Origin of the sequence: Streptomyces sp. NPDC091376, assembly GCF_044757085.1 — a bacterium.
Lineage (GTDB): Bacteria > Actinomycetota > Actinomycetes > Streptomycetales > Streptomycetaceae > Streptomyces > Streptomyces pratisoli.
Genome location: NZ_JBIVUF010000022.1, coordinates 57,598 through 83,333 on the forward strand (window position 1 = coordinate 57,598; position 25,736 = coordinate 83,333).

Genomic DNA, 25,736 nt, shown 5'->3' on the forward strand with positions numbered 1-25,736 from the left:
TCTCCTCAACTGACCGTTCGCCGCCGGGCCGCCCCTGCCACTACGCCGTGAACCGGCGGTCCAGCAGCTGGTGGTAGAGCGCTACGTACCGGTCCACCATGACGTCGGCGGTGAGGTTGGCCAGGGCCCATTCACGTGCCCGCCGTCCCAGGAGGGCGGCGGCTTCCCGGTCGCAGAGCACCGACTGGAGGCCGTCGGCCAGGGCGCCCGCGTCGGCGGGGGCGACGAGCACGCCCCGTCCGTCCTCGAGGAGTTCCGGTGTGCCGCCCACCGCGGTGGCGACCACGGGCCGCCCCGCCGCCATGGCCTCCATCACGGCATTGCTGGAGCCTTCGTACAGGGACGGGAGGACGACCACGTCCGCCCGGGCCAGGAACCCGGCGACATCGGTGCGGAAGCCGAGGAAACGTACGTCGATCCTCAGGCACGCGGCCAGCTGTTCCAGCGCGTGGCGCTCGGCGCCGTCCCCGATCAGGACGAGGGTGCACGGCTTTCCTCTGCGCCGCAGCTCCGTGCACGCCTCCAGGAGGTGCCGGTGCCCCTTGTGGGTCGCGAGATTGGCGACGCACAGCACGACGGGCAGCGACGTGGCCACCTCGGCGGGCCGGGCGAGCTCGAACTCCTTGCGGGTCATCCCGTTGGGAATCACCGTGAGCTTGGTGTCGGGCACGCCCTCGTCCCGCCGGACGTCGTCGGCGACCGCCTGAGCGTTGGCGACCAGCAGATCCGTCCACCGGGTGGCGATCCGCTCCAGGGCCAGCGCCACCCGGTGTCCGCGCTTGAAGAAGCCGAGGCTGCGCCGGCCCGCCACCAGCACGGGTACACGGGCCAACCGTGCGGCGGGGGCTGCCAGCACGTAGGAGTGCAGGAGGAAGGCCTGCAGAACCTGCGGCTTCTCCCTCCTCAGCAACACCAGGAGGCGGGCGAAGGCGCGGGCGTTGCTCATCAGCGACTTCCAGTGCAACGTCACGCGCTGGAATCCGAGATCCACCAGGATCACTCCGGAGTCCCGCAGCTCAGCCTCCCGCGGGCCCTTGTGGAACAGGACCAGGAGATGGGTGCGGACACCACGCTGGCTTAGTCCCCGGGCGAGCAGGACGAGCTGCTTCTCCGCGCCCCCGAGCCCGAGCTGGCCGATCAACAGGCAGACCCGGGAGAGGGATTGTCGCGAGGGTGCGACAACGGAGGACTGGGCGAGTGGTGCTTGAGTGTGATCCATCATGTGCATATAGGGTGAAACTCGCTATTCGGCGTTAATCGGGTATGTCGTGGTTTAGTGTATGCCTGTGTTGATCACGGCCGCAGCTTTGACGGCCGCCGCATCCGCGTGTCAGGCCTGAGGAGGCCTGAGGTGAGTCGATCTTGCCACCACGTCGCCGCCCCGGACCCCCGACGCACTCCGGCTCCACGGCGCGATGGCGCCGACACACCCGCGAGTGTTGACGGAAGGAACGCCGAAATGAAGAACCGGCTCATGGTCTGGGGTGTGCGTTGCTTCTACAAGCTGATCGGCCAGCGGCTGCACTGGCGCACCCCCGGCGCCCGACGGCTCCGCGGCTGGTGCGCCCGCAAGATCTGCGCGGACGTGCAACTGCCGGTCACCATCAACGCCGGAGTTGGGCTCCCACCCACCCTGAGGATGGGGCCGTACGCCGGAATCGGGCAGGGCGCGATGTTTCTCGGCCTGGGCACCGTGTCCCTGGGCGCGCATCTGACGATGGGTCCGGAGTGCCTGTTCATCACGGGAGACCATCCCGTGCCCAAAGCAGGGGGAAACTTCCGCGACCACACGCCGGTGCACGCCGACATCGTCGTGGAGGAGGACGTCTTTCTCGGCGCCCGCGTGACGATTCTGCCCGGCGTGACCATCGGCCGTGGTGCCGCTGTTGGCGCGGGCAGCGTGGTGACGAAGGACGTTCCCCCCGAAGCGGTCGTCGCCGGAAATCCGGCCAGAATCGTTCGTGCCCGCGAGCAGGTATGAAAAGCACAGTGTTGACGGAAGGGACGCCGAGATGAAGAACCGGCTCATGGTCTGGGGTGTGCGTTGCTTCTACAAGCTGATCGGCCAGCGGCTGCACTGGCGCATCCCCGGTGCTCATCGGCTTCGTGCCTGGTGCGCCCACAAGATCTGCGCGCATGTGGAATTGCCGGTCACCATCCTCGCGGGCGTATGCCTGCCACCATCCTTGCGGATGGGGCACCACGCGGGAATCGGGGAGGGCGCCAGGTTCCTCGGCCCGGGCGCCGTGTCCCTGGGCGCGCATCTGTCGATGGGTCCGGAGTGCCTGTTCATCACGGGAGACCATCCCGTGCCCAAAGCAGGCGGTAAGTTCCGCGACCACACTCCGGTGTCTGCCGACATCGTCGTGGAGGAGGACGTCTTTCTCGGCGCGCGGGTGACGATTCTGCCCGGCGTGACCATCGGCCGTGGTGCCGCTGTTGGTGCGGGCAGCGTGGTGACGAAGGACGTACCCCCTGAGGTGGTCGTCGCCGGAAATCCAGCCAGGATGATCCGGGCTCGTGAGAGGGCGTGAGGAATTCGGGCGAATCCCGGACCGACGTCTCGGCTACTTCTCGAGAACCAGGGTGATGGACGAGACATGGCGCAGTGTGCAGAAAGCCAACCAGTCGATCACGGCACGCCTGGAACGGCGGTAGCCGGCCATGCCGCCTTGACCGAGCATCGCCGAGATCTTCTGCTGGTAGAGCTCTTGTGTGTACCGGTACGAAAGCTTCAGGCCCGCACGCTTCGACTCCTGCGAGAACTCCTCGAAGTAGCGGTAGGTTGTCCCCAGGTGTAGATAGGTCGAGATGCGCTCGGCCGTTTCCCTGATGTCCCCGGACCTGTTGTTCCCCACCCTCATCTGTCGCCACATGCGTGCCATTGCTGCACGCTGCTCATGACCGCGAACGCGGTGAATCAGCGGCATGAGGACGTGACCGTCGCACAGCGCGTTCCGCAGCGGGAACACATGCATCGAGCATCCGCGCGGCCCGAGTACGCGGCTGAGCTGAGTCAGGAACGAAGGGAGGCTGACAACGTGCTCCAGTACCTGGTTCGACACCACGATGTCGAACGCTCCGTCAGGGTATGGCCAGGCCTCATGCTGGGACACTGACGTGATGCGCTCGGCCCACGGGACACCCGGCATCAAACTCTCCAGTCGATCCACCGTCGATCCGGGGAATTCTGGGTACTCTGCCAAGGTGTCGGTGACGTCGAATCCGTGGACCTCGATATCGGCTCCGGGGTTCAGGTCGGTCAGCCCGGCCTGGAGAAACGCGATGAGGTCCCCTTTGCCACATCCCACGTCAAGAACTCGAAAGGTTTCTTGCCCTGCTCGGCCGGACAACTCGGTGTTCGCCGCCGCCAGAAGGTGCTGATGTGTGAGACTCTTCGGCGCCAGAGAGATGCTCATGCTGCCGTACTGTACATGCGCTATGGCGCGAAGTGGACGTGAAACGCCCCAGGTCTGCAACTGCTTGCGCGTTCCTCCAGCTCCGGGTTTGTGGCGCCGCTACCGATTCAAGCCCGTCGTGCCTCGTGCCCTTGACGAATACTTGGGTGCGCGCCACCTAGTATCTGTTCCATGTCGACCGCCACGTACCGAGCCGCAGGTTCGGAATTCCGTCGCCTTCGTGTGATGAGGGTGATCACGCGAATGAACATCGGCGGACCGGCTGTTCAGGTGTCGGCCCTGCTGCGAGGGCTGGATTCCGAGCGATTCGAGCATCGTCTCATCGCCGGATTCGTGGCACCGGACGAGGCGGACCATCTGGAGCAGCGGGCACCCGATCTCCCGGTCCAGCGGATCAACGGACTGGGACGCGCCGTGCGGCCCACGGACGACGCCCGTTGTCTCTACGAACTCGTCGCCGCCATGCGACGGTTCCGGCCCCATATCGTCCATACGCACACCGCGAAAGCCGGTGCTCTGGGCCGGACCGCCGCGGTACTGGCCCGAGTGCCGTCAAGGGTGCACACCTTTCACGGCCATCTCCTGCACGGCTACTTCTCCCCGGCGAGAACCAGAGTCGTGGTGGGCGCCGAACGCGGGCTCGCCGCGCTCACGGACCGGCTCGTCGCCGTCGGCGGACGGGTACGCGACGACCTCGTCGCCGCAGGAATCGGGAGGGCCGGCCAGTACACGGTGGTCCCGCCCGGCACCAGTCTCGCCCCGGCACCCGACCCCGCGAAGGCCAGGAGCCTCCTGGGACTGCCACAGAACTGCCCCGTGGTGGCGTACGTCGGACGCATCACCGGGATCAAGCGCCCCGACCGGCTCCTGGCCGTGGCCCGCGAGGTGCACCGGGTCGTACCGGAAGCGCACTTCGTGGTGTGCGGCGCGGGCGACCTGCGGCCGGACCCGGAAGCCGTCGCCGAACTCGGCGACCATCTCCATCTGCTGGGCTGGCGCGCGGACGTGGAGACCGTCTACGCCGCCGCCGACATGGTCCTGCTGACCTCGGACAACGAGGGCATGCCGGTCAGTCTGATCGAAGCCGGCCTCGCCGGGCTGCCCGCTGTCGCCACCGACGTCGGGAGCGTCGCGGAGGTGGTGCAGGACGGTGCGACCGGACTTCTGGCCGGACCACGGACCACGGAGATCGCCGGCCACACGGTGACCCTGCTGCGCGACGCGAAACTGCGCGAGGAGATGGGCGCACGGGCGCGCACGTTCACCGGGCGGCGCTTCGGCGAGGAGCGCCTGGTGGCCGACACACAGGCCCTCTACACCTCCATCGCCGTCGCCCGCGGCTGGTGGACCGCACCCCCGTCCGAAAGGTGAGCACAGTTGAACGTCCTTGTTACCGGAGGCGCCGGGTTCATCGGCGCCAACCTGTGCCAGGAGCTCGCATCACGTCCGAACGTGGGCCGGGTCATCGCCCTGGACGACCTGAGCACGGGCTCCGCGGCCAATCTCGCGGGAACGGACACCGAACTGATCGAGGGAAGCATCCTCGATCCCGCGCTCGTCGACAGCGTCGTCCCCCGAGTGGACGCCGTCGTCCATCTGGCGGCCCGTCCCTCCGTACCGCGCTCCCTTGCCGACCCGGTCGCCAGCCACCACGTCAACGCCACCGGCACGGTCAACGTCCTCGAGGCATGCCGACGCGCGGGCGTCCCCGTCGTCGCCGCCTCCTCGTCCTCGGTCTACGGCGCCACCGCGGTCCTGCCGAAGCACGAGAACCTCGCGACCCGGCCACTGAGCCCCTACGCCGCGAGCAAACTCGCCACCGAGGCATATGTCCTCGCCTATGGGGCCTCGTTCGGCCTTCCCACCCTGGCGTTCCGGTTCTTCAACGTCTACGGGCCCCTGCAGCCGGCCGGACACGCCTACGCCGCCGTGGTCCCGGCCTTCATCGACGCCATGCTGCGCGGCACCCCCGTACGGATCTTCGGCGACGGACTGCAGACCCGTGACTTCACGTATGTGGGCACCGTCGTCCGGGTGCTGGCAGACGCGGTGCTGCGCCAGGTGTCCTACGCCGGGCCGGTGAACCTTGCCTTCGGGACCCGGGTGACCCTGCTCGACCTCGCGCGGGAACTCGCCGACATCACCGGACTGCCGGCCGGCATCCGGCACGAGGCGCCGAGGGCGGGCGACGTACGCGACTCCCAGGCGGCCGACGGGCTGGTTCGCGAGCTGTTCCCCGACATCGTCCAAGTGCCCCTGGAGCAGGGGCTGGAAAGGACGGTGAACTGGTTCCGGGCGCTGCCCGACTACGCGAAGCGGCCGGCAGCCGCCGCAGCGGTGCCGGCCGACGTGGGCTGACAGTGATCTGACGCGGTACCGAGGGCGGTCACCCCCGACGGGCGGTGTCCGCCCTCAGTGCTGTTCGTCGGCGACCGCTCCGTAGACGGGGACTCTCAGGAGCCGCAGCCAGACGACGGCGGTCACCGCGACCACGGCGATCAGCACGGCGCGCTGCGGGACGATCTTGAACAGGACCAGGACGGCCGTGAGACTCGTCAGCGCGGCGAAGCCTCCGATGGCGACGGTCACCTGGCGGACCGTGAGGCCGAGGCGCCGCAGCCGGTGGGCGATGTGGTCCTTGCCGCCCTGCATGACGGGCCGGCCCTCTCGGCGCCTCGCCACCATGACCAGGCCGGTGTCCGCGGTGACCACCAGCGTGATGAGCAGCAGGCTGCCGTACCCGGACAGGGCGGTGCTGTCCCGGTGCAGGGTCATGCTCGCGGACGACACGAGGAAGCCGACGAACAGCGCGCCCGCGTCGCCGAGGAAGATGCGCGCCGGGTGCCAGTTGTGGAACAGGAACCCGGCACAGGCACCGGCGAGGGCGGCGGCGACCGACGCGGTGCCGACCAGACCGGCGGACAGCGCGGCGCAGCACAGGAATGCCGCGATGACCGCGGTCACCGTGGACACCACCCCGTCCATGTTGTCCAGCAGATTGAACGCGTTGGTGGTGAAGAGGATCCAGATCACCGCGAGTACCGCGTCGACCCATGTGCCGAAGAGCACGGGATGGCCGCACCAGGCGACGACCACGAGCGCTGCCGCCGCCTCGACGGAGAGCCGGATCCGGATGCTGAGCGGACGCAGGTCGTCGACGAGGCCGAGCACGGCGATGACCGCGGCACATCCGAGCACCACACCGAGGGTGGAGTCGGTCGCGCCCGCGCCGAACACCACCACACTCGCCGATCCGACGGTCGCCAGCGCGACGGCCATGCCGCCGAGGTAGGGGGTGGGGGAGGCGTGCACCTTACGAATGCCTGGCTGGTCCGTGTATCCGCGCCGCACAGCGAGCAGACGCAGGGGCTCGGTCAGCAGCGCGGCGACAGCCAGGGCCACCAGCCCGGCGAGTGCCGTCACCATCCACGGGCTCAGACCGGACATGGACCCGCCGCCACCGCCCGGCCGTCGGCGCCGCCGGCGTGCCCTTCGTCCGGGAGCCCGGAAACGGCGACGGGCGCCTGCTGAGGCACTTCGGCGCGGGCGTCCGCCACGGCGTCGATGAGGATGTCGCCGAGGTCGCGCCCCGGCAGCCAGCCGGTGAGGGCCCGCAGTTTCGTGGTGTCCGGGACCCTGCGGTCCATGTCCTCGAACCCGGGTCCGTACGCCTCGGTGTACGAGACACGGTGCACGGTCGACGTGCTGTTCGCGCAGGCGATGATGCGTTCCGCCAGATCGAGGATGCTGATCTCCTCGTCGCTTCCGATGTTGAAGGTCTCTCCCTCGGCCTCGGGACGGTCGAGCAGCGACACGAGCGCCGCGACCACGTCGGTGACGTGGAGGAAGCAGCGGCTCTGCCGACCCGTTCCGTAGACCGTGAGCGGTTCTCCCAGAACCGCCTGCCTGGCGAATCGCGGAATCACCATGCCGTACGCCGGGCTCTGCCGGGGGCCCACGGTGTTGAAGAAGCGCACGACGGTGGCACGCAGCCCGTACTCGCGTCGGTACAGCTCGGCGAGGATCTCGTCCACCGCTTTCGCCGTACTGTACGACCATCGAGGCACCGACGGACTTCCCAGAACGCGGTCGGACATCTCGGTCAACGGCCCGGAGGAGTTCTTGCCGTAGATTTCCGACGTACTGGCGAGGGTGACGTGACGGCCATGGCGGTACGCCGCCTCGATGACCGTTTCCGTTCCCTTGGTGTTGATGGTGAAGGACCTCAGCGGCTGTTCGACGATGAGCTTCACTCCGACGGCCGCCGCCAGGTGCACGACGCGATCGCATTCACCCACCAGTTTGTCGACCAGCGGCTCATCCAGCACCGAGCCGTGGACGAATTGAAGATTTCCCTGCTCGCGTGCGCCGGCGAGGTTCTGCAGACGTCCGGTGCTGAGATCGTCGAGTACGACGACCGGCCCGCCACGCGCCAGCAGCGCATCGACGAGGTGGGAACCGATGAAACCGGCTCCTCCGGTAACCAGGTACTTCGGATGGTCCGTCACGCCGTCACTCCGTGTCTGTGGGTGGGGCATTGCCGGGGTCATGTGCACCGGCGACGCACGGCAACGATATCCGGGAACAACATAAATACAGTGAATTGATAGATCAGTTAGTCCACTTGCCCCGCCGCTCGAAGGACGGGATGACGCTGTTTGCCTGAAGAGCCGTCACTCAGCAGGAGCACCGGGAGCGAACCCTGGCATACATCACACATATTCCACCGAAACATTCGGCTGGGCAGGCGAGAGGAGAGTGGGACCGTGTCGGTGTCAGCGCAGAAGGTGGTCGTCGTCGGCCAGGGGTACGTGGGTCTCCCACTCGCCGTTCGGGTGGTCGAGGCCGGGCACAGTGTCGTGGGTCTCGACGTGGACGAGATGCGGGTCAAGCGGCTGGCGGCCGGTGAGTCGTTCGCCGAGGACGTCTCGTCCCCCCGCCTCATGGCAGCCCTCAATTCGGGCCGTTACCTCCTCAGTGCGGACTACGCGGATGCCGCCGGCTTCGACGTCTGCGTCATCACCGTGCCCACGCCCTTGAAGGACGGCGCGCCCGACCTGAGTTTCGTGGAGAGCGCCGCGCGGTCGGTGGCGCCCCATCTGAAGGCGAACGCCACGGTGATCCTCGAGTCCACCACGTACCCGTGCACGACCGAGCACGTCGTGTGCCCGATCCTGGAGGCTCACAGCGGACTGCGCGCCGGCAAGGACTTCTTCCTGGGCTACAGCCCGGAACGGATCGACCCGGGAAACCCGACGTGGCAGCTGGAGAACACCCCCAAGGTGGTCTCCGGAATCGACGACCTCTCCCTGCAGCACGTCGAGAAGTTCTACAGCGACGTCGTGGAACGGACAGTGCCGGTGAGTTCACCGCGCACGGCGGAGCTGACCAAGCTCCTCGAGAACACTTTCCGCCACGTGAACATCGCGCTGGTCAACGAGCTCGCGATGTTCTGCAGACCGCTGGGCATCGACATCTGGGAAGTGATCGACGCGGCATCGACCAAGCCCTTCGGATACATGCGCTTCCTGCCCGGTCCCGGCGTGGGTGGTCACTGCCTGCCCATTGATCCGTCCTACCTCTCCTGGCAGGTCAAGCAGGCACTGCAGCACGACTTCCGCTTCGTGGCACTGGCCAACGACATCAACAGCCACATGCCCGACCATGTGGTTCTGCGCGTTGCCAGAGGACTCAACACGCGCCGCAAGCCGGTCAACGGAAGCCGGATCCTGGTTCTCGGACTCGCCTACAAAAGGAACACCGGCGACATCCGGGAATCGCCTTCCGTGGCCGTCGCCCAGGGTCTGCAGAAACTCGGCGCGCACGTCGTCGCGGTCGAACCGTACGTCGACGCCTCGCACCTGCCCCAGGACATTCTGTGCGTCCAGCTCACCGAGGAGCAGGTCGCCTCGGCCGACGCGGTGGTCGTCGCCACCGATCACGACATCTTCGACTACGCGATGGTGGAGCGGGTCGCTGATTACGTATTCGACGCCTGCAACCGGTGCCGTTCGGAAGTGGCCGAACGCCTCTGAGGCGGCGCACTTGCACTCCGCTGAGGGTACCGAATGGTCGAACCCGCATGCCGTGTGCCCGAAATTCCCGCTGCGAACCCTACGGTGAATGTCCATTTACCGCTCCGATCGGGGAAGACCTTGGATTTGCGCGAATACCTTCGAGTCCTTTCCCGCCGATGGCGCGTCATCGCCCTGGTGACCTTGCTGGGGACGGGGGCCGGTGTCCTCGCCACCGCCGTCGCCACACCGGAGTACCGGGCGACGACCACACTCTTCGCCTCCCTCCAGGGCGGCGACGACACGTCCCAGCTCAACCAGGGGAACTCGTTCACCCAGGCACGAGTTCAGTCCTACGCCGACATCGTGTCGAGCCCAGAGGTGACCACACCGGTCGTCAAATCCCTCAAGCTGGGCATGACCCCGGCCGAACTGGCCTCCCGGGTGTCGGCGGAGGCGCCGCTGAACACGGTGCTGGTCCGGCTGACCGTCACCGACACCCGCGCGGCGCGGGCCGCCAAGGTCAGCAACGCCCTCGCGGACCGCTTCGCGCAGGTGATCAGGGAGCTGGAGAGCCCTGACGGGGACACGGACGAGTCTCCGGTCCGGCTCACCGTCATCCAGCCCGCGGCCGTGCCGGTCGCCCCCTCGTCACCGAACCCCACCCTCAACGTCGCACTCGGCCTGGCCGTGGGCCTGGTCCTCGGACTGGGGCTGGGCGTCGCGCTGGAGACGGTGGACACCTCGATGCGGGACTCCAAGGCCCTGTCCGAATGCCTGGCGGCCGCCTCCGGGCCGCCAGTGCTGTCGAGCATCGTGCACGATCCGCGCGCCTCCCGGCGCCCGGTCTCCCTGCGCGACGACACGTACAGCACGCGCGCCGAGGGCTTCCGGAAGCTGCGGGTCAATCTCCAGTTCGCCGAGATGGGCAAACGGCCGAGAGTCATCGCCGTCACGAGCCCGCTGCCGCGTGAGGGCAAGAGCAGCGTCTCGGTCAATCTGGCGGCCACGCTGGCCGAGGAGGGGGCCAAGGTATGCCTGATCGACTGTGATCTACGCCGTCCGTCCGTCGCCTCGGCTCTCGGACTGGTCAGGGACGCCGGGCTGACCACGGCGCTGGTGGGCAAGGCCGGGGTGCGTGACGTACTGCAGTCGGCAGGATCGTTCTCCGTGCTCACCAGCGGGATGATCCCACCCAATCCGACGCAGATCCTCGGAAGCAGCCAGTTCGGGGCCGTGCTGCAGGACCTCGCGGAGGAGTTCGACCATGTCGTCGTGGACACCGCTCCGGTCCTTCCCTTCGCCGACACCCCGGCGATGGCGCACGCCGTCGACGGCTATCTGCTCGTCGCACGTGCCGGACGGACGAGCAGGAGCCAGATCCTCGACGCCCTGCGCATCCTCGACCGCGTCAACGTACCTGTGCTGGGAGCCGTTCTGAACGGCGCTCCGGCACGAGGCGACGGCGAGGCGCACGGCTACGCGTACCGGTACCAGCCGAAGCCGGACATGGCGGACCGGCTCACGGCGCTCGTGCCCACGCGTCTGGCGGCGGTGGTTCCCCGCCGGGGATCCTCCGCCAACGGACGCCCGGCGCCGGTGCCGGCCAAGACGCGGCCGTAGCACCGAAGGCCGCCGCCGGCGGCGCGGATTGCTTCCCTCGGTCCGGTCGCGCCCCCTGTTCGGGGCGCGGCCGGACCTTTCCGTTTCCGACCGGGCCCCGCCGCTCGGTCCGGGCGCCCGGACGGGCGACCACCGGCGAGCCGTGCCGTCGTACGGGCCGTTTCCGACCGGACCCCTGTGCCAGGGTGACGCCATGCGGCGTGTGTTCGTGATCCCTGTGGCGGCCGTCGTCCTGGTCGCCGGGCTGCTGGTCCCGTCGTGCGACACGGGCGGCGGATCCCCCGACCACGGGCAGGGCGTGCCCGGGCAGGCGGCAGGGCAGGTCGAACAGTTGAGGGTGGACGTCATCGAGACCCTGCCCCACGACCCGTCGGCGTTCACCCAGGGCCTGGAGATGGCGGGCGGCATGCTCTACGAGAGCACGGGCGTGTCCGGCCGCTCGACGATCCGGGCCGGAACGCCCGGGGCCTCGCCGGTGCTCCGCGCGGAGCTGCCCGCGCCGCTGTTCGGCGAGGGAATGACCGTCGTGGGGAGGACTCTGTGGCAGCTCACCTGGCAGAACGGTGTCGCCATCGAGCGTGACGCCGGAACCTTGGCCGAACTGCGCCGCGTCCCCTACCGGGAGGAAGGCTGGGGTGTGTGTCACCAGCGGCGCCGCGGCCGCCTGGTGACGACCGACGGCACCTCCCGGATCGTCTTCCGGGATCCCCGGACTCTCGCGAAGACGGGGGAGAGAGCCGTCACCGTCCGCGGAAAGCGTGTGGGGCGGCTCAACGAACTGGAATGCGTCGACGACGTGGTGTACGCCAACGTCTGGCCCACCGACCGGATCGTACGCATCGACGCCGACTCCGGTGAGGTGACCGGTGACATCACCGTCCCGGCCCTGCTGACCGCGACCGAGAGACGGCGCGCGGATGTCCTCAACGGCATCGCGGCGATTCCGGGAACGGATCAGTTCCTGCTGACGGGCAAGTGGTGGCCCAAGATGTTCCGGGTGGCATTCGTGCCCCGCTAGGCACTGTCTGAGGGTTCCCGTTCGAAGGAACCGCTGACACGGACTCGGTAGCAGTCCTCGGGATCTGAGGCCGGGCTCTGACGGTCAGGCAGGTTTCGCCTCCGCTGTGCCGTTCCCACTCCATAGCGGCCGGAATGAGCGGTTCAGGTCCATGGTGATCAGGAGTGACTGTTTTCGGTCAGGATTCGATCGGTGACGCTCTGTAGGCGATCGGCCGGATGTCTCGCCCGGTCATCGCCGCGTGGTCGCGTCCTGTGCCACCCCGCTGTGGCGGCATTCATCCGGGCGTACCCCTCGTACGGCGAAAGTTTTTCTGAGAAGGCGGCGAAGCGTCGCAGGAATCGTCCGAAACTGTGTGCGGCGCTTTGACTGCTGATCGGCGGTTCAGTGACTGTCGTTCACATGTCCGTCACATTCCGGGACGCCCCCGGCGGCCCGTTGCGCACGCGTGATTTCCGGATGCTGCTCGCAGGAGCCGCCGCCGGACAACTCGGCGCCCACGTCACGCTGGTGGCCCTGCCCCTCGTGGCCGTCCTCGAACTCGACGCGTCCGCCTTCCAGGTCGGACTGCTGACGGCCGCGGAGACCGCCGCCTTCCTGCTCATCGGGCTGCCCGCAGGGGCACTGACCGACCGGATGCGCAAGCGCCCCCTGATGATCGGGGCGGACCTCGTGCGCGCGGCGGCCATGGCGAGCATCCCCGCCGCCGCGGTCGCCGGCGTCCTGACCATGGCCCAGCTGTACGCCGTGGCACTGATCAGCGGTGTGGCGACCGTGTTCTTCGACGTGGCCCACCAGAGCTACCTGCCGCAGATCCTGCCCCGGGAACAGCTCGTCGCCGGGAACGGTGCGCTGGAGACGGTCCGTTCCACCGCGCAGGTGACCGGCCCCGGGATCGGCGGCGGGCTCGTCCAGCTGGCCGGAGCGCACCTCGCCGTCATCGCCGACGCCATCGGCTACGCCCTCTCCGCCCTCTTCATCCTCGGCATCGAGCGACCCGAGGAACGGCCCGCACCCTCGAACAGCGGTTCCCTGCGCAAGGACATCGGTGAGGGCGTCCGGTTCGTCATCGGCCACCCGTTGCTCCGCGTCATCGCGCTCACGACCGGTCTCGCCAACCTCTGCACGGCCATTCTCATGGCGACCCAGACCGTCCACCTCGTGCGCGTCGTCGGGCTGCAGCCGGGCGAGCTCGGGCTCGTCCTGTCCGCGTCGGCCGTCGGCGGGCTCCTCGGCGCGCTCTGCGCCGGGCGGCTCGCCGCCCGGGTCGGGCAGGCACGGCTCATCTGGCTGTCCGCCCTGGCGACCGGTCCGTTCGCCGTGCTGTGGCCCCTCGCCGGCCATGGCGTGGGCGGCGCGGTCCTCTTCGCCGCCGGATCCGGCGCCGTCTTCTTCGGCGCAGTCGTCTACAACGTCGCCCAGGTCAGCTTCCGCCAGGCACTGTGCCCGCCCCGGCTGCTCGGCCGGATGAACGCCACCCTGCGCTTCCTCATGTGGGGCACCCTGCCGCTCGGCGCACTCCTCGGCGGCGCCCTCGCCGAATCGTTCGGCCCTCGCACGGCACTGGCCTGGTGCGCCGCGGGATTCCTCGCCGTACCGCTGCCGCTGCTGCTGTCCTCGCTGCGCCGGATGCGTGACCTGCCGGTGCCCGAACACCCGCAGGAGGAATCCGCGCAGGCAGCCGGTGACGAGCCCGTGCCGTCCGCGTCGGCAAGCTGAACCGGTTCCGCCACAGGCCCTGTTCGCGGGCCCCGTGCGCCTCGGCCGACCGCAAGGACGCACCGTACGCGCGCACCGTACGCGCGCACCGTCCGCACCGATTCGTACCCGCCGATCCGTACGCACCAGTGCGCTCGATCGGCGCGCATGTCCGCCTGCCCGACACCTTTGCCGACTCCCGCCCGGCCCATCACCGAGAGGATCACGTGCTCAGCATCACGAGCCAGTACCTGGCCCGCTACCGGCAGCTCACCGCCGGGGAGCAGACCCACGACCTGCTGCCCGTCACCGGAGCACAGCGACGCTTCGTACTGGTGCGTTCCCTCGACCCGACCGGACGCCCCGACGTCGTGCCGATGTTCTTCGCCTTCCCGCACGGCACGGTCGACGCCGAACGCCTCGGCGCAGCGGCCCGCCGGGTCGCCGCACAGCACCCGGCCCTGCGCTCCCGGCCGGCGGTGCTGCGCGGAACACCCGTGCTGCGCGTCCACGACCCGGACGTACCCGTGACGTCGCTGGACCTCGCGCCGGGAGAGAACGCCGCCGACGCGCTGCGCCGCGCCCTGGGCGCGTGGGACCCGAACGGCTCGCCGCTGAGGATCTTCCTCGTACGCGAGGCACGGGAGGGACGCGACGCCGCGCACACCGGTGAGGAAGTGCTCGCGATCGTCCTGGACCACGCCGCGTGTGACGGCCGGTCACTCGCGCGCATCGTCGAGGATCTCGGTGCCGCCTACGCCGCAGGCACCACCGCGGAGCCGCCCTCGGCCGCGGAGACCGAGGCCGAACTCGCCGCGTACACGGAAGCCGTCCTCCTGCAGCTCGCCGCAGAAGAACGGGCGGACTCGCCCGCCGCGGCGGCCTACTGGGCCGACCGGCTGCGCGCCGTACGGGAACGGGCCCCGCAGCCGACGCCGGGACGCGTCCCCGACGGATCACTCCCGAGCGGCTCGGCCGAAGCCAGGCTGCCCGCCCACGACCACTCGGTGCCCTTCCCCGCGTTGCTCGACGCCTGCCGCTCCGCCGCACGTGCCCTCTACGGGCCAGGCAACGTCGTACCGATCGGATACCCCTGGGGCGGCCGCCCTCCGGGCGCCGCACCGGTCGTCGGCTGCTTCCTCAACACGGTCGTCTTCCCCGCCGCCACCGGCCACGGGCCCGACCCGGAGGTGACGGCAGACGCCTGGTGGGACGACCTGGACCGGGCCGACATGCCCTTCGACGCGGTGGTGAGCGCAGCGCGTGCCGCCGGCTCGGGCTGGACCGGGCGCCTCGACGGACTGCTGACCGTCGACGACACCAGCCTGCGCCCGCCGCTGCGGCTGGCCGGTGTCGAGGGCCGGGAGATCCACATCGGCGGAAGGCCGGTACGCGGACCGTTCGCCGTGTCCGTCACACAAGGCGCCGAACTCCATCTGCGCATGGTGTGGGACCGCGCGGTCCTCGACGACGGCACGGCGGAACAGGCGTTCACCGACCTCACCCATGCGCTGCGGACACCGGAGCCCACTGTGCCCTGACGCCGGCCGGCCGCACCCCCGCCCGACCTGCCGGCCGGCCCTGCACTCGCCTGGACCGCACCTGCCGGCCCCCGCACTCGCCCGGCCCGCACACCTGCGTCCGGCCTGAACGGGCAGACCTGGATCCGCCGGGGAACCCCCGGCGAACCCGATGCACCACCCCGTACCCGAGCGGCGCCGCGCGACCCGCGGACCGCCCGAACCACCGCGCCCGGCCACGACCGTGACCGGCTCGAGAACCCGACCCGACGACCTCAGGGATCGCCCATGCTTCCGCTCTCCTCCTCGCAGGAGATCGTCTGGCTGCACGAACAGGTGCAACCGGGCAGCCGCGCCTACAACTTCACCGCCGCACTCGACCTGTGGGGCACCCTCGACACCGAGGCCCTGCGCCACGGACTCACCGCCACCCTGGAGCGCCACCCCGGTCTGCGGCTCGAACTCGTCGCCGCCGAAGGCGCGATGCCGGGACAGCGGGTCGCACCCGCGTGCGCGCCACGGCTGCGTACGGTCGACCTCAGCGGGGGCGAGGACCCCGAAGCCGCCTTCCGGGACCTGCTGCGCGCCGAAGCGGAGACACCGCTCGACACCTTCGAGGCACCGCTGCTGCGCTGGACGCTCGTCCGCCTCGCGGAACGCCACCACCGGCTGATCCACGTCGAGCACCACCTCATCCACGACGGCCACTCGTTCGCGATCCTCCTCGACGACGTCTTCGGCGTCTACCGTGGCCACGTCCTCGGCGACCCCGTCACGCTCCCGCCGGCCTCCTCGTACGCCGACCACGTCCGCACCCGGGCGGAGGCGGCTTTCGCACCCGAGAGCCTGGACTTCTGGCGGACCGAGCTGCGCGACCAGCCGCACGACATGCCGCTGCCCGGACTGGCCCGCCCCGGAGCCCGGCGCAGGCACCACGGAGGACAGCTGCGCCAGTCGGTCGGCGCGGATCTCGCCGAGCGGCTGCGCGAGCACGCCCGCTCGCGCGGCCTCACTCCGTTCGCCACGCTCCTCGGCCTCTTCGCCGAGCTGCTGCGACGGCACAGCGGACGTTCGCGGATGGTCGTGGGAACGGCCGTCGGCAACCGGCCGCGCGGGTTCGAGGACGCCGTCGGCATGTTCGTCAACACCATCCCGCTGCCGCTGAGGCTGGACCCCGCCGCCCCGGCCGAGGACACCATGGACGAGGTGACCGACACCCTCATCCGCGCCCTGCCGCACCAGGACGTACCGGTCCAGGAGCTGACCCGCGCACTCGGCATGCACACCTCGGGCGCCGACAACCCGCTGTTCTCCGTCATGTTCAGCGCCCACGACGCCCAGCTGCCCGAGATCGACGTCCCCGGCCTGGAGATCACCCTCTTCGAGGGCTTCAACACCGGCACCACCCGCTTCGACCTCGACGTGGTGCTGCTGCCGGACGACCGGCGCGGCGTCACACCTCGCCATGGCGCCGCAGGCATGACACTCGTCTGGGACTACGACGCCGACCTGTTCGACGAGGACATCGCGCGGCTCCTCGCGAACCGGTTCCTCGACCTGCTGCGGTCCTATCTCGACGCCCCCGCCACGGCCCTGGCCGACCTCGCGCCCACCCCGCCGCTGCCCGCGGCAGAGCCCGGGCCCGGCAGCACGCCGTCGACGCGGAACCGGGACCCGTTCGACCCTGCCGCGGCCCACGACCCGGCGCTGCCCGCCCTGCTGTCCGGCGCCCGGCGCGTCACCTACGGCGAACTCGACGCCCGTGTGGGCTCGCTCGCCCAGCGGCTGCGTACCGCGGGGGTGAGGGCCGGACAGCCCGTCGCCGTCGTGCTGCCCCGAGGAGCCGACTCGGTCGTCGCCCTGCTGGCCTGCCTGCGCACGGGCGCGGTCTACTGTCCCCTCTCACCCTCCGACCCGCCGGCCCGTCTGGAGCTGCTGCTGAAGCGGCTGGCCCCGGCGCTGGTGCTCACCGACGGCAGCGGTGCCACCGCGGTCCCGGAGGGACTGCCCGCCGCGACCGTCGACGCGCCGGTGCTGCCGCGCGCACGCGAGGCCGGCGTCCTTCCGGGCACCACGTACGTCATCCACACCTCCGGCTCCACAGGCGTCCCCAAGCCCGTCGCCGTCGGCCGTGCGGCCCTGGAACACCATCTGACCGCGACCGCCGACCGGTTCGGGCTCGCCCCGGGCGACCGGGTGCTCATGTTCGCCCAGCCCTCGTTCGACGTGGCGCTGGAGGAGGTGCTGCCGACGCTGTACGCCGGGGCCTGCCTCGTGGTCCCCGAGCACGAGGTGCCCACCGGCGCTGAACTCACCGCGCAGCTCTCCGCCGCCCGCGTCACCGTCGCCAACCTGCCCACCAGCTACTTCCTCGCCACCCGCGAGGACATGCGGCCCGCGCTGCGCGACGGCGGCTGGGCGCCCCGGCTGCTCGTGCTCGGCGGTGAACGCCTCCCCGCCGACGTCCTGCGGGACTTCCTCGCCGACACCGGCGCCACCGTGCTCAACGTGTACGGCGTCACCGAGGCGGCCATCAGCTCCACCGTCCACGAGATCTCCCGCGACGCGCTCACCGACGGCGCCGAGGTCCCCCTGGGGACCGAACTGCCCGGCGAACGCATCCACGTCCTGGACGCCCACCACCGTCCGCTGCCGCCCGGCGCGGTCGGTGAACTGGCCGTCGCCGGACCCGGACTGGCCGAGGGCTACGCAGGCAACCCGGAGGCCACCGCCGCCCGCTTCGTGCACGTGCGGGCGCTCGACGGAGAGCGCGTCTACCTCACCGGCGACCTCGGCTACCGCGGGCTCGACGGGCTCCTGTACTTCCTTGGCCGCAAGGACAACCAGGTCAAGCTCCGCGGCCACCGCATCGAACTGGAAGAGATCGAAGCCGCGGCGTCCGCCGCACTCGGCGGCCGCTCCTGCGCCGTCGTGCTTGACCGTGAGACTCCCGGCGGGCCACGGCTCGTCGGATTCCTGGAAGGCGCCGGCGACAGCGGGACGTTCGACGAGAAGGCCCTGCACGCCGAGTTGAGCCGCCGGCTGCCCGGCCCCCTCGTCCCCGCACGCTGGGCCGCGCTCGACACCATGCCGACCCTCGCCGGAGGCAAGCCCGACCGTGTGGCACTCGCGCGCCGGGCGGTCGCGCTGCAACCCGCGGCAGCGGCCGCGTCCGTCGCCGCCTCCGCCGACGCCGCCACCTCCGCCGGCGCGACGACGGCGCCACGAACGGACGACCCGATGACCGCGCTGCTCACCGAGGGCTGGCGCGAGGTCCTGGGGCACAGCCGCTTCGACGAGGATTCCCACTTCTTCCGCAGCGGAGGCCACTCCCTGCTCGCCGCGCAGCTCGCGGCGTGGCTGGAGCCGCGGCTCGGGCAACGCCCGCCGCTCAGGCTGCTGTTCCGCCACCCGGTACTCGCCGACCAGGCCGGTGCACTCGCGGCCACCGACACCATCTCCAGGGATTCGTGATGACCCAGCCCCTGACCGTCTCCGATGCCGTCGTCGCCCGTGAGGCGTCCATCGCCCACGGCCCCGCCGCCACCCCGACAGCGGTGCTCGCCCGCTTCGAGGAATGGGTCCTGCGCACCCCGCAGGCCCCCGCGGTGATCGACGGCGACCACACCTGGACGTACCAGGACCTCGACACCGCCGCCACCGATGCCGCCGACGCGCTGCGGGACCGCGTCCGGCCCGGGGACCTGGTCGGCGTCTGCCTCGACCGCTCCGCCGCCCTCGTGGTGACCGCCGTCGCCCTCGCCCGGATCGGCGCCGTCTACCTGCCGCTCGGGCCCCGCCCCGGAGAGCGCCGTACCGACGCCGTCACCGAGGACCTCGACGTCGTCTGCGTCATCGGCGATCCGGCGGTCCTGCCGGCCCGGCACCGGGCAGCAGAACGCATACGCCTGTCCCTGCCACGCGACGGCGTCAACGCCCCTGGCACCGTGGTGGCCGCCTTCGCCGCCCCCGACCCTGCCGCCCCCGTCGCCGGTGCCCGGCGGCGCGCCCCGGAGGACGCCTTCTACGCCGTTCTCACCTCCGGCTCCACCGGCCGTCCCAAGGCCGTCGCCGTCGCCGAACCCTCGCTGTCGGTCCTCCTCGACTGGTATCGCGCCGAGACCGGACTCGCACCCGGTGACCGCCAGTCCCTGCTGATCGGCGTCGCGTTCGACCCGCACCTGCTGGAGCTGTGGGCAGGACTCACCGCCGGCGCCGCCCTCGTCCCCGCTCCCGACGACGTGCGCTGGGATGCCACCGTCCTCACCGACTGGTGGCGTGACGCCGGTGTCACCGTGTCCGTCGCGGCCACCCCGATGATCGAGCCCGTACTGGACCGGCCCTGGCCCCGGGACCTGTCGCTGCGTCACCTCGTGGTAGGCGGCGACCGTATGCGCCGACGGCCCGGCGACGACGTCAGGGCGACCGTCCACAACGCCTACGGCCCCGCGGAAGCCACCGTCGTCACCACGACCTACGCCATGCGAGGCGCGGACGCACGAGGGGATGGACGAGGAGACGCACCGGGGAACCCGCGGACGGACGCGCAGACGTCGCCGCCCATCGGCCTGCCGGTCCCCGGCGCCACCGTCGTCGTCACCGGCGCCGACGGCCGGCCCGTCCCCCGAGGGGAGGAAGGCGAACTCCGCGTCGGCGGTCACTGCCTGGCACTCGGCTACCTTGACCCCGAACTCACCGCACACCGCTTCACCGCCCCGCTGGAGGATCTCGGCCTGCCCGGCGTCGACCGGCTCTACCGCACCGGCGACCGGGTGCGGATGCATACCGACGGACACCTGGAGTTCCTCGGCCGTCTCGACGACCAGGTCAAGATCAGCGGCGTGCGCATCGAACCGGCCGAGGTGGAAGCCGCGTTCGAACACGACCCCTCGGTACGCAGTGCCGTCGTCACCGCGCTGCGTGACGACGACGGCCGCGCCCGTCTCGTCGCACACATCCGGCTCACCGCGGGCACCACGGCGAAGACCGGCGACCTGCTGGCAGCGGTCCGCGCCTGGCTGCCCGAGCAGGCCGTGCCCGCGGCGGTACGCATCGTCGACGGCTACCCGCTCGACGCCAACGGCAAGGTCGACCGGGCCGCGCTGGCGGACCAGGCGACGGCCGGCCCCGAGGGGCCGGAGGCGGAGGCCGTGCCCGGCGACGCCACACCCACCGAACTGCTCGTTCTCCGCGCCGTACGCGACCTCCTCGACCGGCCCGCGACCGCACTCACCGACAACTTCACCGACGCCGGAGGCACGTCCGTCGTCGCCGCCCGGCTGCTGGTGGCCATCGAGCGCGAGAGCGGCGTACGACTGCGCGCCCCCGAGCTGCTGCGCGCCCCCGATCTGCGGGCCCTGGCCGCTCTCGTCGAGCAGCGCCGGACCCCGCGACCGGCAGGAGCCTGACATGTCACCCAGCACCCCGAACATCTCCGACACCAGGAAGGACGGCGGCCCCGTGCCTGCCCTCAGCGACCCGACCACCACCGTGGAGCGCCAGGCGGCTCGCCGGGCCGGCCTGCCCGACCTCGTCGCCCGGCACGCCGAACGGACCCCGAACGCCCTGGCCGTGACCGACGGCGACAACACCCTCACCTACTCCGAGCTCGTCACGGCCGCCCGCGGTCTCGCCGCGCACCTGCGCGCGCACGGAGTAGGCCGCGGCGACCGGGTGGCACTGCTGACGACCCGTTCGGCCGGCACGGTGACAGCACAGCTCGCGCTGTGGTGGGCCGGAGCCGTGTGCGTACCGATCGACCCGGCGCAACCGCTGCCCCGCACCGAGGCCATGACCGCCGACGCGGGCGTGACCCTGACCGTCGGTGAGGCCAAGCTGCTCGAATCGGCGCGGCTCACCGGCCCCACCCTGGCCCTGCCCGAGCCCTCGTCGGTCAGCGGCGTGACTTCGGCCACGGAAGCCGTCGTCGGCGCCGGTGATGCCTTCGACGGCCCGGACGGCCCGGCGTTCATCATGTTCACCTCCGGCTCCACGGGCCGCCCCAAGGGCGTCGCCGTCCCGCACGGAGCGATCGCCGAGCTGGTCACCGATCCGCGCTACGTCACGCTCGGCGCGCGCGACCGTGTGCTGTTCCACTCGCCGATGACGTTCGACGCCTCGACGTTCGAGGTGTGGGGCGCCCTCGCCAACGGCGGCGCCGTCGTCGTGTGCACCGTGGACCGCCCCTCCTTCGAGGACCTGGCCCGCCATGTGGAACGCCACGGGGTGACCGTCGCCTTTTTCACCACCGCCCTCTTCCACCAACTGGCCGCCCGCCGCTCCCGCGTGTTCTCGCAGCTGCGCACCGTCGTCGTCGGCGGCGAGGCGCTCGCCGCCACCCACGCACGCGAGGTGCTGCGCGCCTTCCCGTGGCTGGAACTCGTCAACGGCTACGGCCCGACCGAGACGACCACGTTCGCCACCGCTCACCGTGTCACCGCGGCCGACTGCGACGGACAGATACCGATCGGCCGGCCCATCGCCGGAGCCACCGTCCACGTCCTGGACGCCGACCGACGCCCCGTCACCGGCTCCGCCCGCGGCGAACTGTGGATCGGCGGCAGCAGACTGGCCCACGGATACACGGGGCAACCCGCTCTCACCGCCGAACGCTTCATCGAGCACCCCGCACTCGGGCGGCTCTACCGCACGGGCGATGTCGTCTCCCGGCGGCCCGACGGAGTCCTCGACTTCCACGGCCGCACCGACGACCAGATCAAGGTGCGTGGCTTCCGCATCGAGCCCGGCGAGATCGAGCACGCCCTGCGCGAGCAGGCCGACGTGGACGACGCGGCCGTCACCGTCCACCGCTCCGGAGCGGACGACGCGCGCCTGGTCGCCTACGTCGTGGCCGCCCCGGGACCCGTGCCCCGGCCCGACGCGCTGCGCCGGCGGCTCGCCGACGTGCTGCCCGCCCATCTCGTCCCGGACGCGGTGACCGTCGTCGGCCGGCTGCCCCTCACCCCGTCCGGCAAGGTCGACCGCCGTGCGCTCGCGGGACTCGCCGACACGACCGTCCCCGGCCATTCCGGCACACCGACGGCGGTGGCACCGCCGGCGGCCCTGACTCCGCTGGAACAGGCCGTCGCCGATGTGTGGAGCCGGGCTCTGGGCAGCGAGGTCATGCGGTCCGACGCCGACTTCCTCGCCCTCGGCGGACATTCGCTGCTCGCCCTCGTCGTCACCGACGACCTCCGCGAGGAACTGGGCGTCGAGCTCACCCTCGCCGACTTCTTCGCCGCCCCGACGGTGGCCGGCCAGGCACACCTGGTCGAGCGCGCGCTGCTGGCCGCACACAGCGATCTGCGCCCCGAGGCCCCGGAGAACACCGTGGCCCCCGACAACACTGAATCCGTGCAGAGCGCCCTGGAGTGCACCGATGTCCACTGACGCCGGCGCCACGTCGATCGCACGACAGCAGGAGCTGCTGCGCCGGGCCCGGGCCGGATCCACCCGGCGCACCCCGGCCGCCTCGGGCGGCCCCGCCGCACCCCCGGCGCCGGCCGGCAGCGGGTCCGTCCCGCTCTCGCACGCCCAGCGCCGCATGTGGCTGATGGACCGGCTCGGCAGCTCAGGCGCCTCGTACCACGTACCGTTCGCCACCCGGATTCGCGGCCCGCTCGACCTGGCCGCGCTCGGCACCGCGCTCACCTCGCTCGTGCACCGTCACGAGATCCTGCGCACCCGCTACCTCCAGCGGGACGGCGAGCCGTACCAGGAGGTGCTCCCGGCACCGGCCACGATCCCCGTGCCGGTCCTGGACGCCGACGAGGCAGCCGCCGGTGACCTCCTGGAGAAGGAAGCCGCCCGTCCCTTTGACCTGTCGGCCGGAGCGGTCGTACGCGCCCTGGCCGTGCGCCACGGCCGACAGGACCACACGGTCCTGCTGACCTTCCACCACATCGCCGTGGACGGGGGCTCGCTGGAGACCGTCGCGGCCGAACTCGCGGAGCTCTACGCGGCTGCCATCGGCGAAACCGGCCGGCCGCCGCTGACGGCAGCGCCCCAGTACGCCGACTACGCACGGCGGGAACACGCCGAGGCCGGGCACCTCGACGGGGAACTGCGCCACTGGAGCGGCCTGCTCGCCGATGCCAAGCCGCCCCGGCTCCCTCGCCGGACCGAACCCCTTCCCGACGGGGAGTCCCGGCCGGCCGCCGTCCACACCGTCCCTCTCGCTCCGGACCTGCCCGGCGCGCTCCGCGCCCTCGGCGCGGAGCGGGGCGCCACCCTCTTCACCGTGTCGCTGGCCGCGGCCTTCGCCGCTCTGCGCGGTGTCACCGGCGAGGACGACCTCGTCATCGGCATCGCCGGCACCCACCGGCGCGGAACCGCCATGCGCGGGCTCGTCGGACTGTGCGTCAACACCCTGCCCATACGCGTCGACACCTCGGGCGACCCGTCGTTCGCGGAGCTGCTGGACCGGGTCCGTGAGGCGCTCCTGGCCGCACAGGAACACCGGCACATACCCTTCGACCTCGTCCTCGAACGGCTCGGCACGGGCGCCCGCGGCGCCGACGGCACCGCACTCGTGCGCGTGACCGCCGACGTCCTCGGCGAGCCGACGGTGCTGCGCCTCGCGGATACGTCGTCGGAGTACGTCGACGTGGACACCGCCGGCGCCAAGTTCGCCATGTCCTACGCACTGGGCGACGCACAGAACCCGGTGGCTCTCCTCCAGTACGACAGGAACGCGCTGGACGACACCACCGCGTCCGCCGCAGCGGCCCATTACGCGGCACTCCTCGAAGCCGTGGCAACGGATCCGGCCGTCCGGCTGAGCCGTATGCCGCAGCCGGATCCCCGCCCTGACGCCCGGGACGCCGCGGTTGTCCGCGACGGAGAGCATCCGGCGGGGCCGGTGTTGCGCTCCCACCCGCAGGTCGCCGACGCCTTCGTGCTCCGTCCCACAGCGGGCCGGCCGGCACTGGCCTATGCCGTCCTGCGCGACTGCGTCGGTCCTACGCCTCACGACCTGCTCGTCCATCTGCGGACCGCGCTCGCCCCCGAAGCCGTACCCGGCGCCGTCACCCTGCTGGACGCCCTTCCGCGTACGGCAGACAGCGCGGTCGACTCGACCCGTCTGCCCGGACTGCCCGCGTCCAGCACGCCCGTGGGTCCCCGCGCCGCTGCCGTCACCGACGGCTTCACCGCGTTGCTCGGCCTCGTCCCCGAGCCGGACGACGACTTCTTCGCCCTCGGTGGGCACTCCCTGGTCGCCGTACAGCTCGCCGAGCGCCTGCGCAGCGCGCTCAAACTGCCGCTGACCGGACTCGACGTCCTCCAGGCGCGCACACCGCGGGCGCTCACCGCCCTGCTCGACGCAAGGGCAGGGGAACAGGCGGCCGCCAAGGCCGCGACCACTGCCGTACGACCTCGCCGCACCCGCCCGGGGACCGTCCTGGTCACCGGGGCCACCGGCGGCGTCGGCGCGTTCGTCCTGCGTGAACTGGCCGCTCAGGGAAGGCCCGTGCTGGCGCTGGCGCGGCTCGAGTCCGCGCATCTGATCGCCGCCGAGGGGGTGGACGTCGTCGAGGGCGACCTCACCGACCTCGACGGACTGCGGGAGGCGGTCGCGAGCGCGGACGCCATCGTCCACGCGGCCTGCACGTTCACCCGTCCCGAGGTGGACGTGGCCGCCATGGAGGCCATGACCGGCGCCTGGCGACGCGGGCCGTTCGTCTTCGTCAGCAGCGTCGACGCCTACGGACACCCGGCCGGCGAGCGGGTCGCCGAGGAGTCCGCGTCGAGTGACCCGCTCAGCCCGTACGGGAAGGCCAAACTCGACTGCGAGGCCCTGCTGCTGCGCGCGGCGGGAACCGACGGCCGCGGCGGAGCCAGCGCCGTGCGCTCCCCGATCGTCTGGGGCCCGCACGACCGGCTGCGCGATCAGCTCCGGTGGGGCGCCACCGGAAGGCTCTACCAGGCCGCCTGCCGGGGCGGCCCGATCGAGCTGCCCCGGCCCGGCACCGCAGGACACCCCTGGTACGGGGCGGCCTGGGTGCACGCGGCCGCTCTCGCCCGCGCGGTCACGGCTTGTCTCGACCTGCCCGTGCACGGGGTGGCGAACGCTTGCAGCGGCCATGTGTCCTGGCGGGAACTCGCCCACGACCTGACCGAACTGCTCGGCAGCGACAGCGAGATCCATGAGACGGACGAGGTGCACCGCGACCTCGACCACCATTGGCACTACGACAGCAGCCGTCTCGCCGCCCCGCTGCGCGCCCTGTCGGGCGAGGAACGCCGCACGGTCCTGGCCGCCATGATCGAGGGCATGTCCGGCGCCACGGACGACGGTGTGTCCGACGGGGTGTCCGACGGCATCGGCTGACGTCCCGGTGGGGGCGGCCGGTGGTCATCACGACCTCCGGGCGCCCCCATCCGGTGCGGTCCGCAGGGTGTTCTCACCGGCCTGGTGAACGACCTCGTGGAAGGCGCCGGCGAC

17 protein-coding genes are annotated in these 25,736 nt (G+C 71.2%); 13 read left to right on the forward strand and 4 right to left on the reverse strand.

Features of this window, described 5'->3' with window-relative positions; translation table 11 throughout:
* Positions 1 to 40: 40 nt before the first annotated feature.
* A complete protein-coding gene (locus ACIQMR_RS33115) occupies positions 41 to 1,222 on the reverse strand; it encodes a glycosyltransferase (RefSeq protein WP_401395282.1) in 1,182 nt (393 codons plus the stop codon).
* A 237-nt stretch (positions 1,223 to 1,459) separates the two neighbouring features.
* On the opposite strand from ACIQMR_RS33115, the gene ACIQMR_RS33120 reads away from it, so the two are divergent.
* Together ACIQMR_RS33120 and ACIQMR_RS33125 are read left to right on the forward strand one after the other, a co-directional pair.
* Positions 1,460 to 1,981 carry an acyltransferase gene (locus ACIQMR_RS33120; protein ID WP_401395285.1) on the forward strand — a complete coding sequence of 174 codons (522 nt, stop codon included), beginning with the start codon at positions 1,460 to 1,462 and terminating at the stop codon, positions 1,979 to 1,981.
* Between the two features lie 31 nt (positions 1,982 to 2,012).
* The gene (locus ACIQMR_RS33125; protein ID WP_401395288.1) at positions 2,013 to 2,534 is read left to right on the forward strand and encodes an acyltransferase; all 522 of its coding nucleotides are present in this window, start codon (positions 2,013 to 2,015) and stop codon (positions 2,532 to 2,534) included.
* 33 nt (positions 2,535 to 2,567) lie between these two features.
* Here ACIQMR_RS33125 and ACIQMR_RS33130 read toward each other — a convergent pair whose 3' ends face one another.
* On the reverse strand, positions 2,568 to 3,419 hold the full coding sequence (locus ACIQMR_RS33130; RefSeq protein WP_401395291.1) for a class I SAM-dependent methyltransferase: 852 nt from the start codon (positions 3,417 to 3,419) through the stop codon (positions 2,568 to 2,570).
* Between the two features lie 243 nt (positions 3,420 to 3,662).
* Here ACIQMR_RS33130 and ACIQMR_RS33135 point away from each other — a divergent pair, with 243 nt between their 5' ends.
* Both ACIQMR_RS33135 and ACIQMR_RS33140 read left to right on the forward strand, forming a co-directional pair.
* Positions 3,663 to 4,790, forward strand: coding sequence for a glycosyltransferase (locus ACIQMR_RS33135; RefSeq protein WP_401395294.1), 1,128 nt, complete (start codon positions 3,663 to 3,665; stop codon positions 4,788 to 4,790).
* 6 nt (positions 4,791 to 4,796) lie between these two features.
* Positions 4,797 to 5,777 (forward strand): NAD-dependent epimerase/dehydratase family protein, encoded by a 981-nt coding sequence (locus ACIQMR_RS33140; protein WP_401395296.1) that lies wholly within the window; start codon positions 4,797 to 4,799, stop codon positions 5,775 to 5,777.
* Positions 5,778 to 5,831: 54 nt separating this feature from the next.
* Here the strand turns inward: ACIQMR_RS33140 and ACIQMR_RS33145 are convergent, their stop codons facing one another.
* Together ACIQMR_RS33145 and ACIQMR_RS33150 are read right to left on the reverse strand one after the other, a co-directional pair.
* Complete coding sequence (locus tag ACIQMR_RS33145; protein ID WP_401395299.1) at positions 5,832 to 6,866, reverse strand: MraY family glycosyltransferase; 1,035 nt, start codon at positions 6,864 to 6,866, stop codon at positions 5,832 to 5,834.
* Positions 6,854 to 7,927, reverse strand: a complete 1,074-nt coding sequence (locus ACIQMR_RS33150) for an NAD-dependent epimerase/dehydratase family protein (protein ID WP_401395302.1) — start codon at positions 7,925 to 7,927, stop codon at positions 6,854 to 6,856. Before ACIQMR_RS33150 ends, ACIQMR_RS33145 begins: the two co-directional genes overlap by 13 nt.
* Before the next feature lie 258 nt (positions 7,928 to 8,185).
* On the opposite strand from ACIQMR_RS33150, the gene ACIQMR_RS33155 reads away from it, so the two are divergent.
* The 9 genes from ACIQMR_RS33155 to ACIQMR_RS33195 all read left to right on the forward strand — a co-directional run bounded on the left by ACIQMR_RS33155 (position 8,186) and on the right by ACIQMR_RS33195 (position 25,622).
* Positions 8,186 to 9,454: a nucleotide sugar dehydrogenase gene (locus ACIQMR_RS33155; protein ID WP_401395305.1), complete on the forward strand. Its 1,269-nt coding sequence runs from the start codon at positions 8,186 to 8,188 to the stop codon at positions 9,452 to 9,454.
* A gap of 177 nt (positions 9,455 to 9,631) precedes the next feature.
* Complete coding sequence (locus ACIQMR_RS33160; RefSeq protein ID WP_401395307.1) at positions 9,632 to 11,056, forward strand: polysaccharide biosynthesis tyrosine autokinase; 1,425 nt, start codon at positions 9,632 to 9,634, stop codon at positions 11,054 to 11,056.
* A gap of 193 nt (positions 11,057 to 11,249) precedes the next feature.
* Complete coding sequence (locus ACIQMR_RS33165) at positions 11,250 to 12,074, forward strand: glutaminyl-peptide cyclotransferase (RefSeq protein ID WP_401395310.1); 825 nt, start codon at positions 11,250 to 11,252, stop codon at positions 12,072 to 12,074.
* Positions 12,075 to 12,476: 402 nt separating this feature from the next.
* Complete coding sequence (locus ACIQMR_RS33170; RefSeq protein ID WP_401395313.1) at positions 12,477 to 13,793, forward strand: MFS transporter; 1,317 nt, start codon at positions 12,477 to 12,479, stop codon at positions 13,791 to 13,793.
* A gap of 206 nt (positions 13,794 to 13,999) precedes the next feature.
* Complete coding sequence (locus tag ACIQMR_RS33175) at positions 14,000 to 15,313, forward strand: condensation domain-containing protein (protein WP_401395315.1); 1,314 nt, start codon at positions 14,000 to 14,002, stop codon at positions 15,311 to 15,313.
* 267 nt (positions 15,314 to 15,580) lie between these two features.
* Complete coding sequence (locus ACIQMR_RS33180) at positions 15,581 to 18,766, forward strand: amino acid adenylation domain-containing protein (protein ID WP_401395318.1); 3,186 nt, start codon at positions 15,581 to 15,583, stop codon at positions 18,764 to 18,766.
* Positions 18,766 to 20,700 carry an AMP-binding protein gene (locus tag ACIQMR_RS33185; RefSeq protein WP_401395321.1) on the forward strand — a complete coding sequence of 645 codons (1,935 nt, stop codon included), beginning with the start codon at positions 18,766 to 18,768 and terminating at the stop codon, positions 20,698 to 20,700. Before ACIQMR_RS33180 ends, ACIQMR_RS33185 begins: the two co-directional genes overlap by 1 nt.
* Position 20,701: 1 nt before the next feature.
* Entirely contained in the window at positions 20,702 to 22,681 is a 1,980-nt protein-coding gene (locus tag ACIQMR_RS33190) for an amino acid adenylation domain-containing protein (protein WP_401395324.1), read from the forward strand.
* Complete coding sequence (locus tag ACIQMR_RS33195; RefSeq protein WP_401395327.1) at positions 22,671 to 25,622, forward strand: condensation domain-containing protein; 2,952 nt, start codon at positions 22,671 to 22,673, stop codon at positions 25,620 to 25,622. Before ACIQMR_RS33190 ends, ACIQMR_RS33195 begins: the two co-directional genes overlap by 11 nt.
* Positions 25,623 to 25,736: the final 114 nt, after the last annotated feature.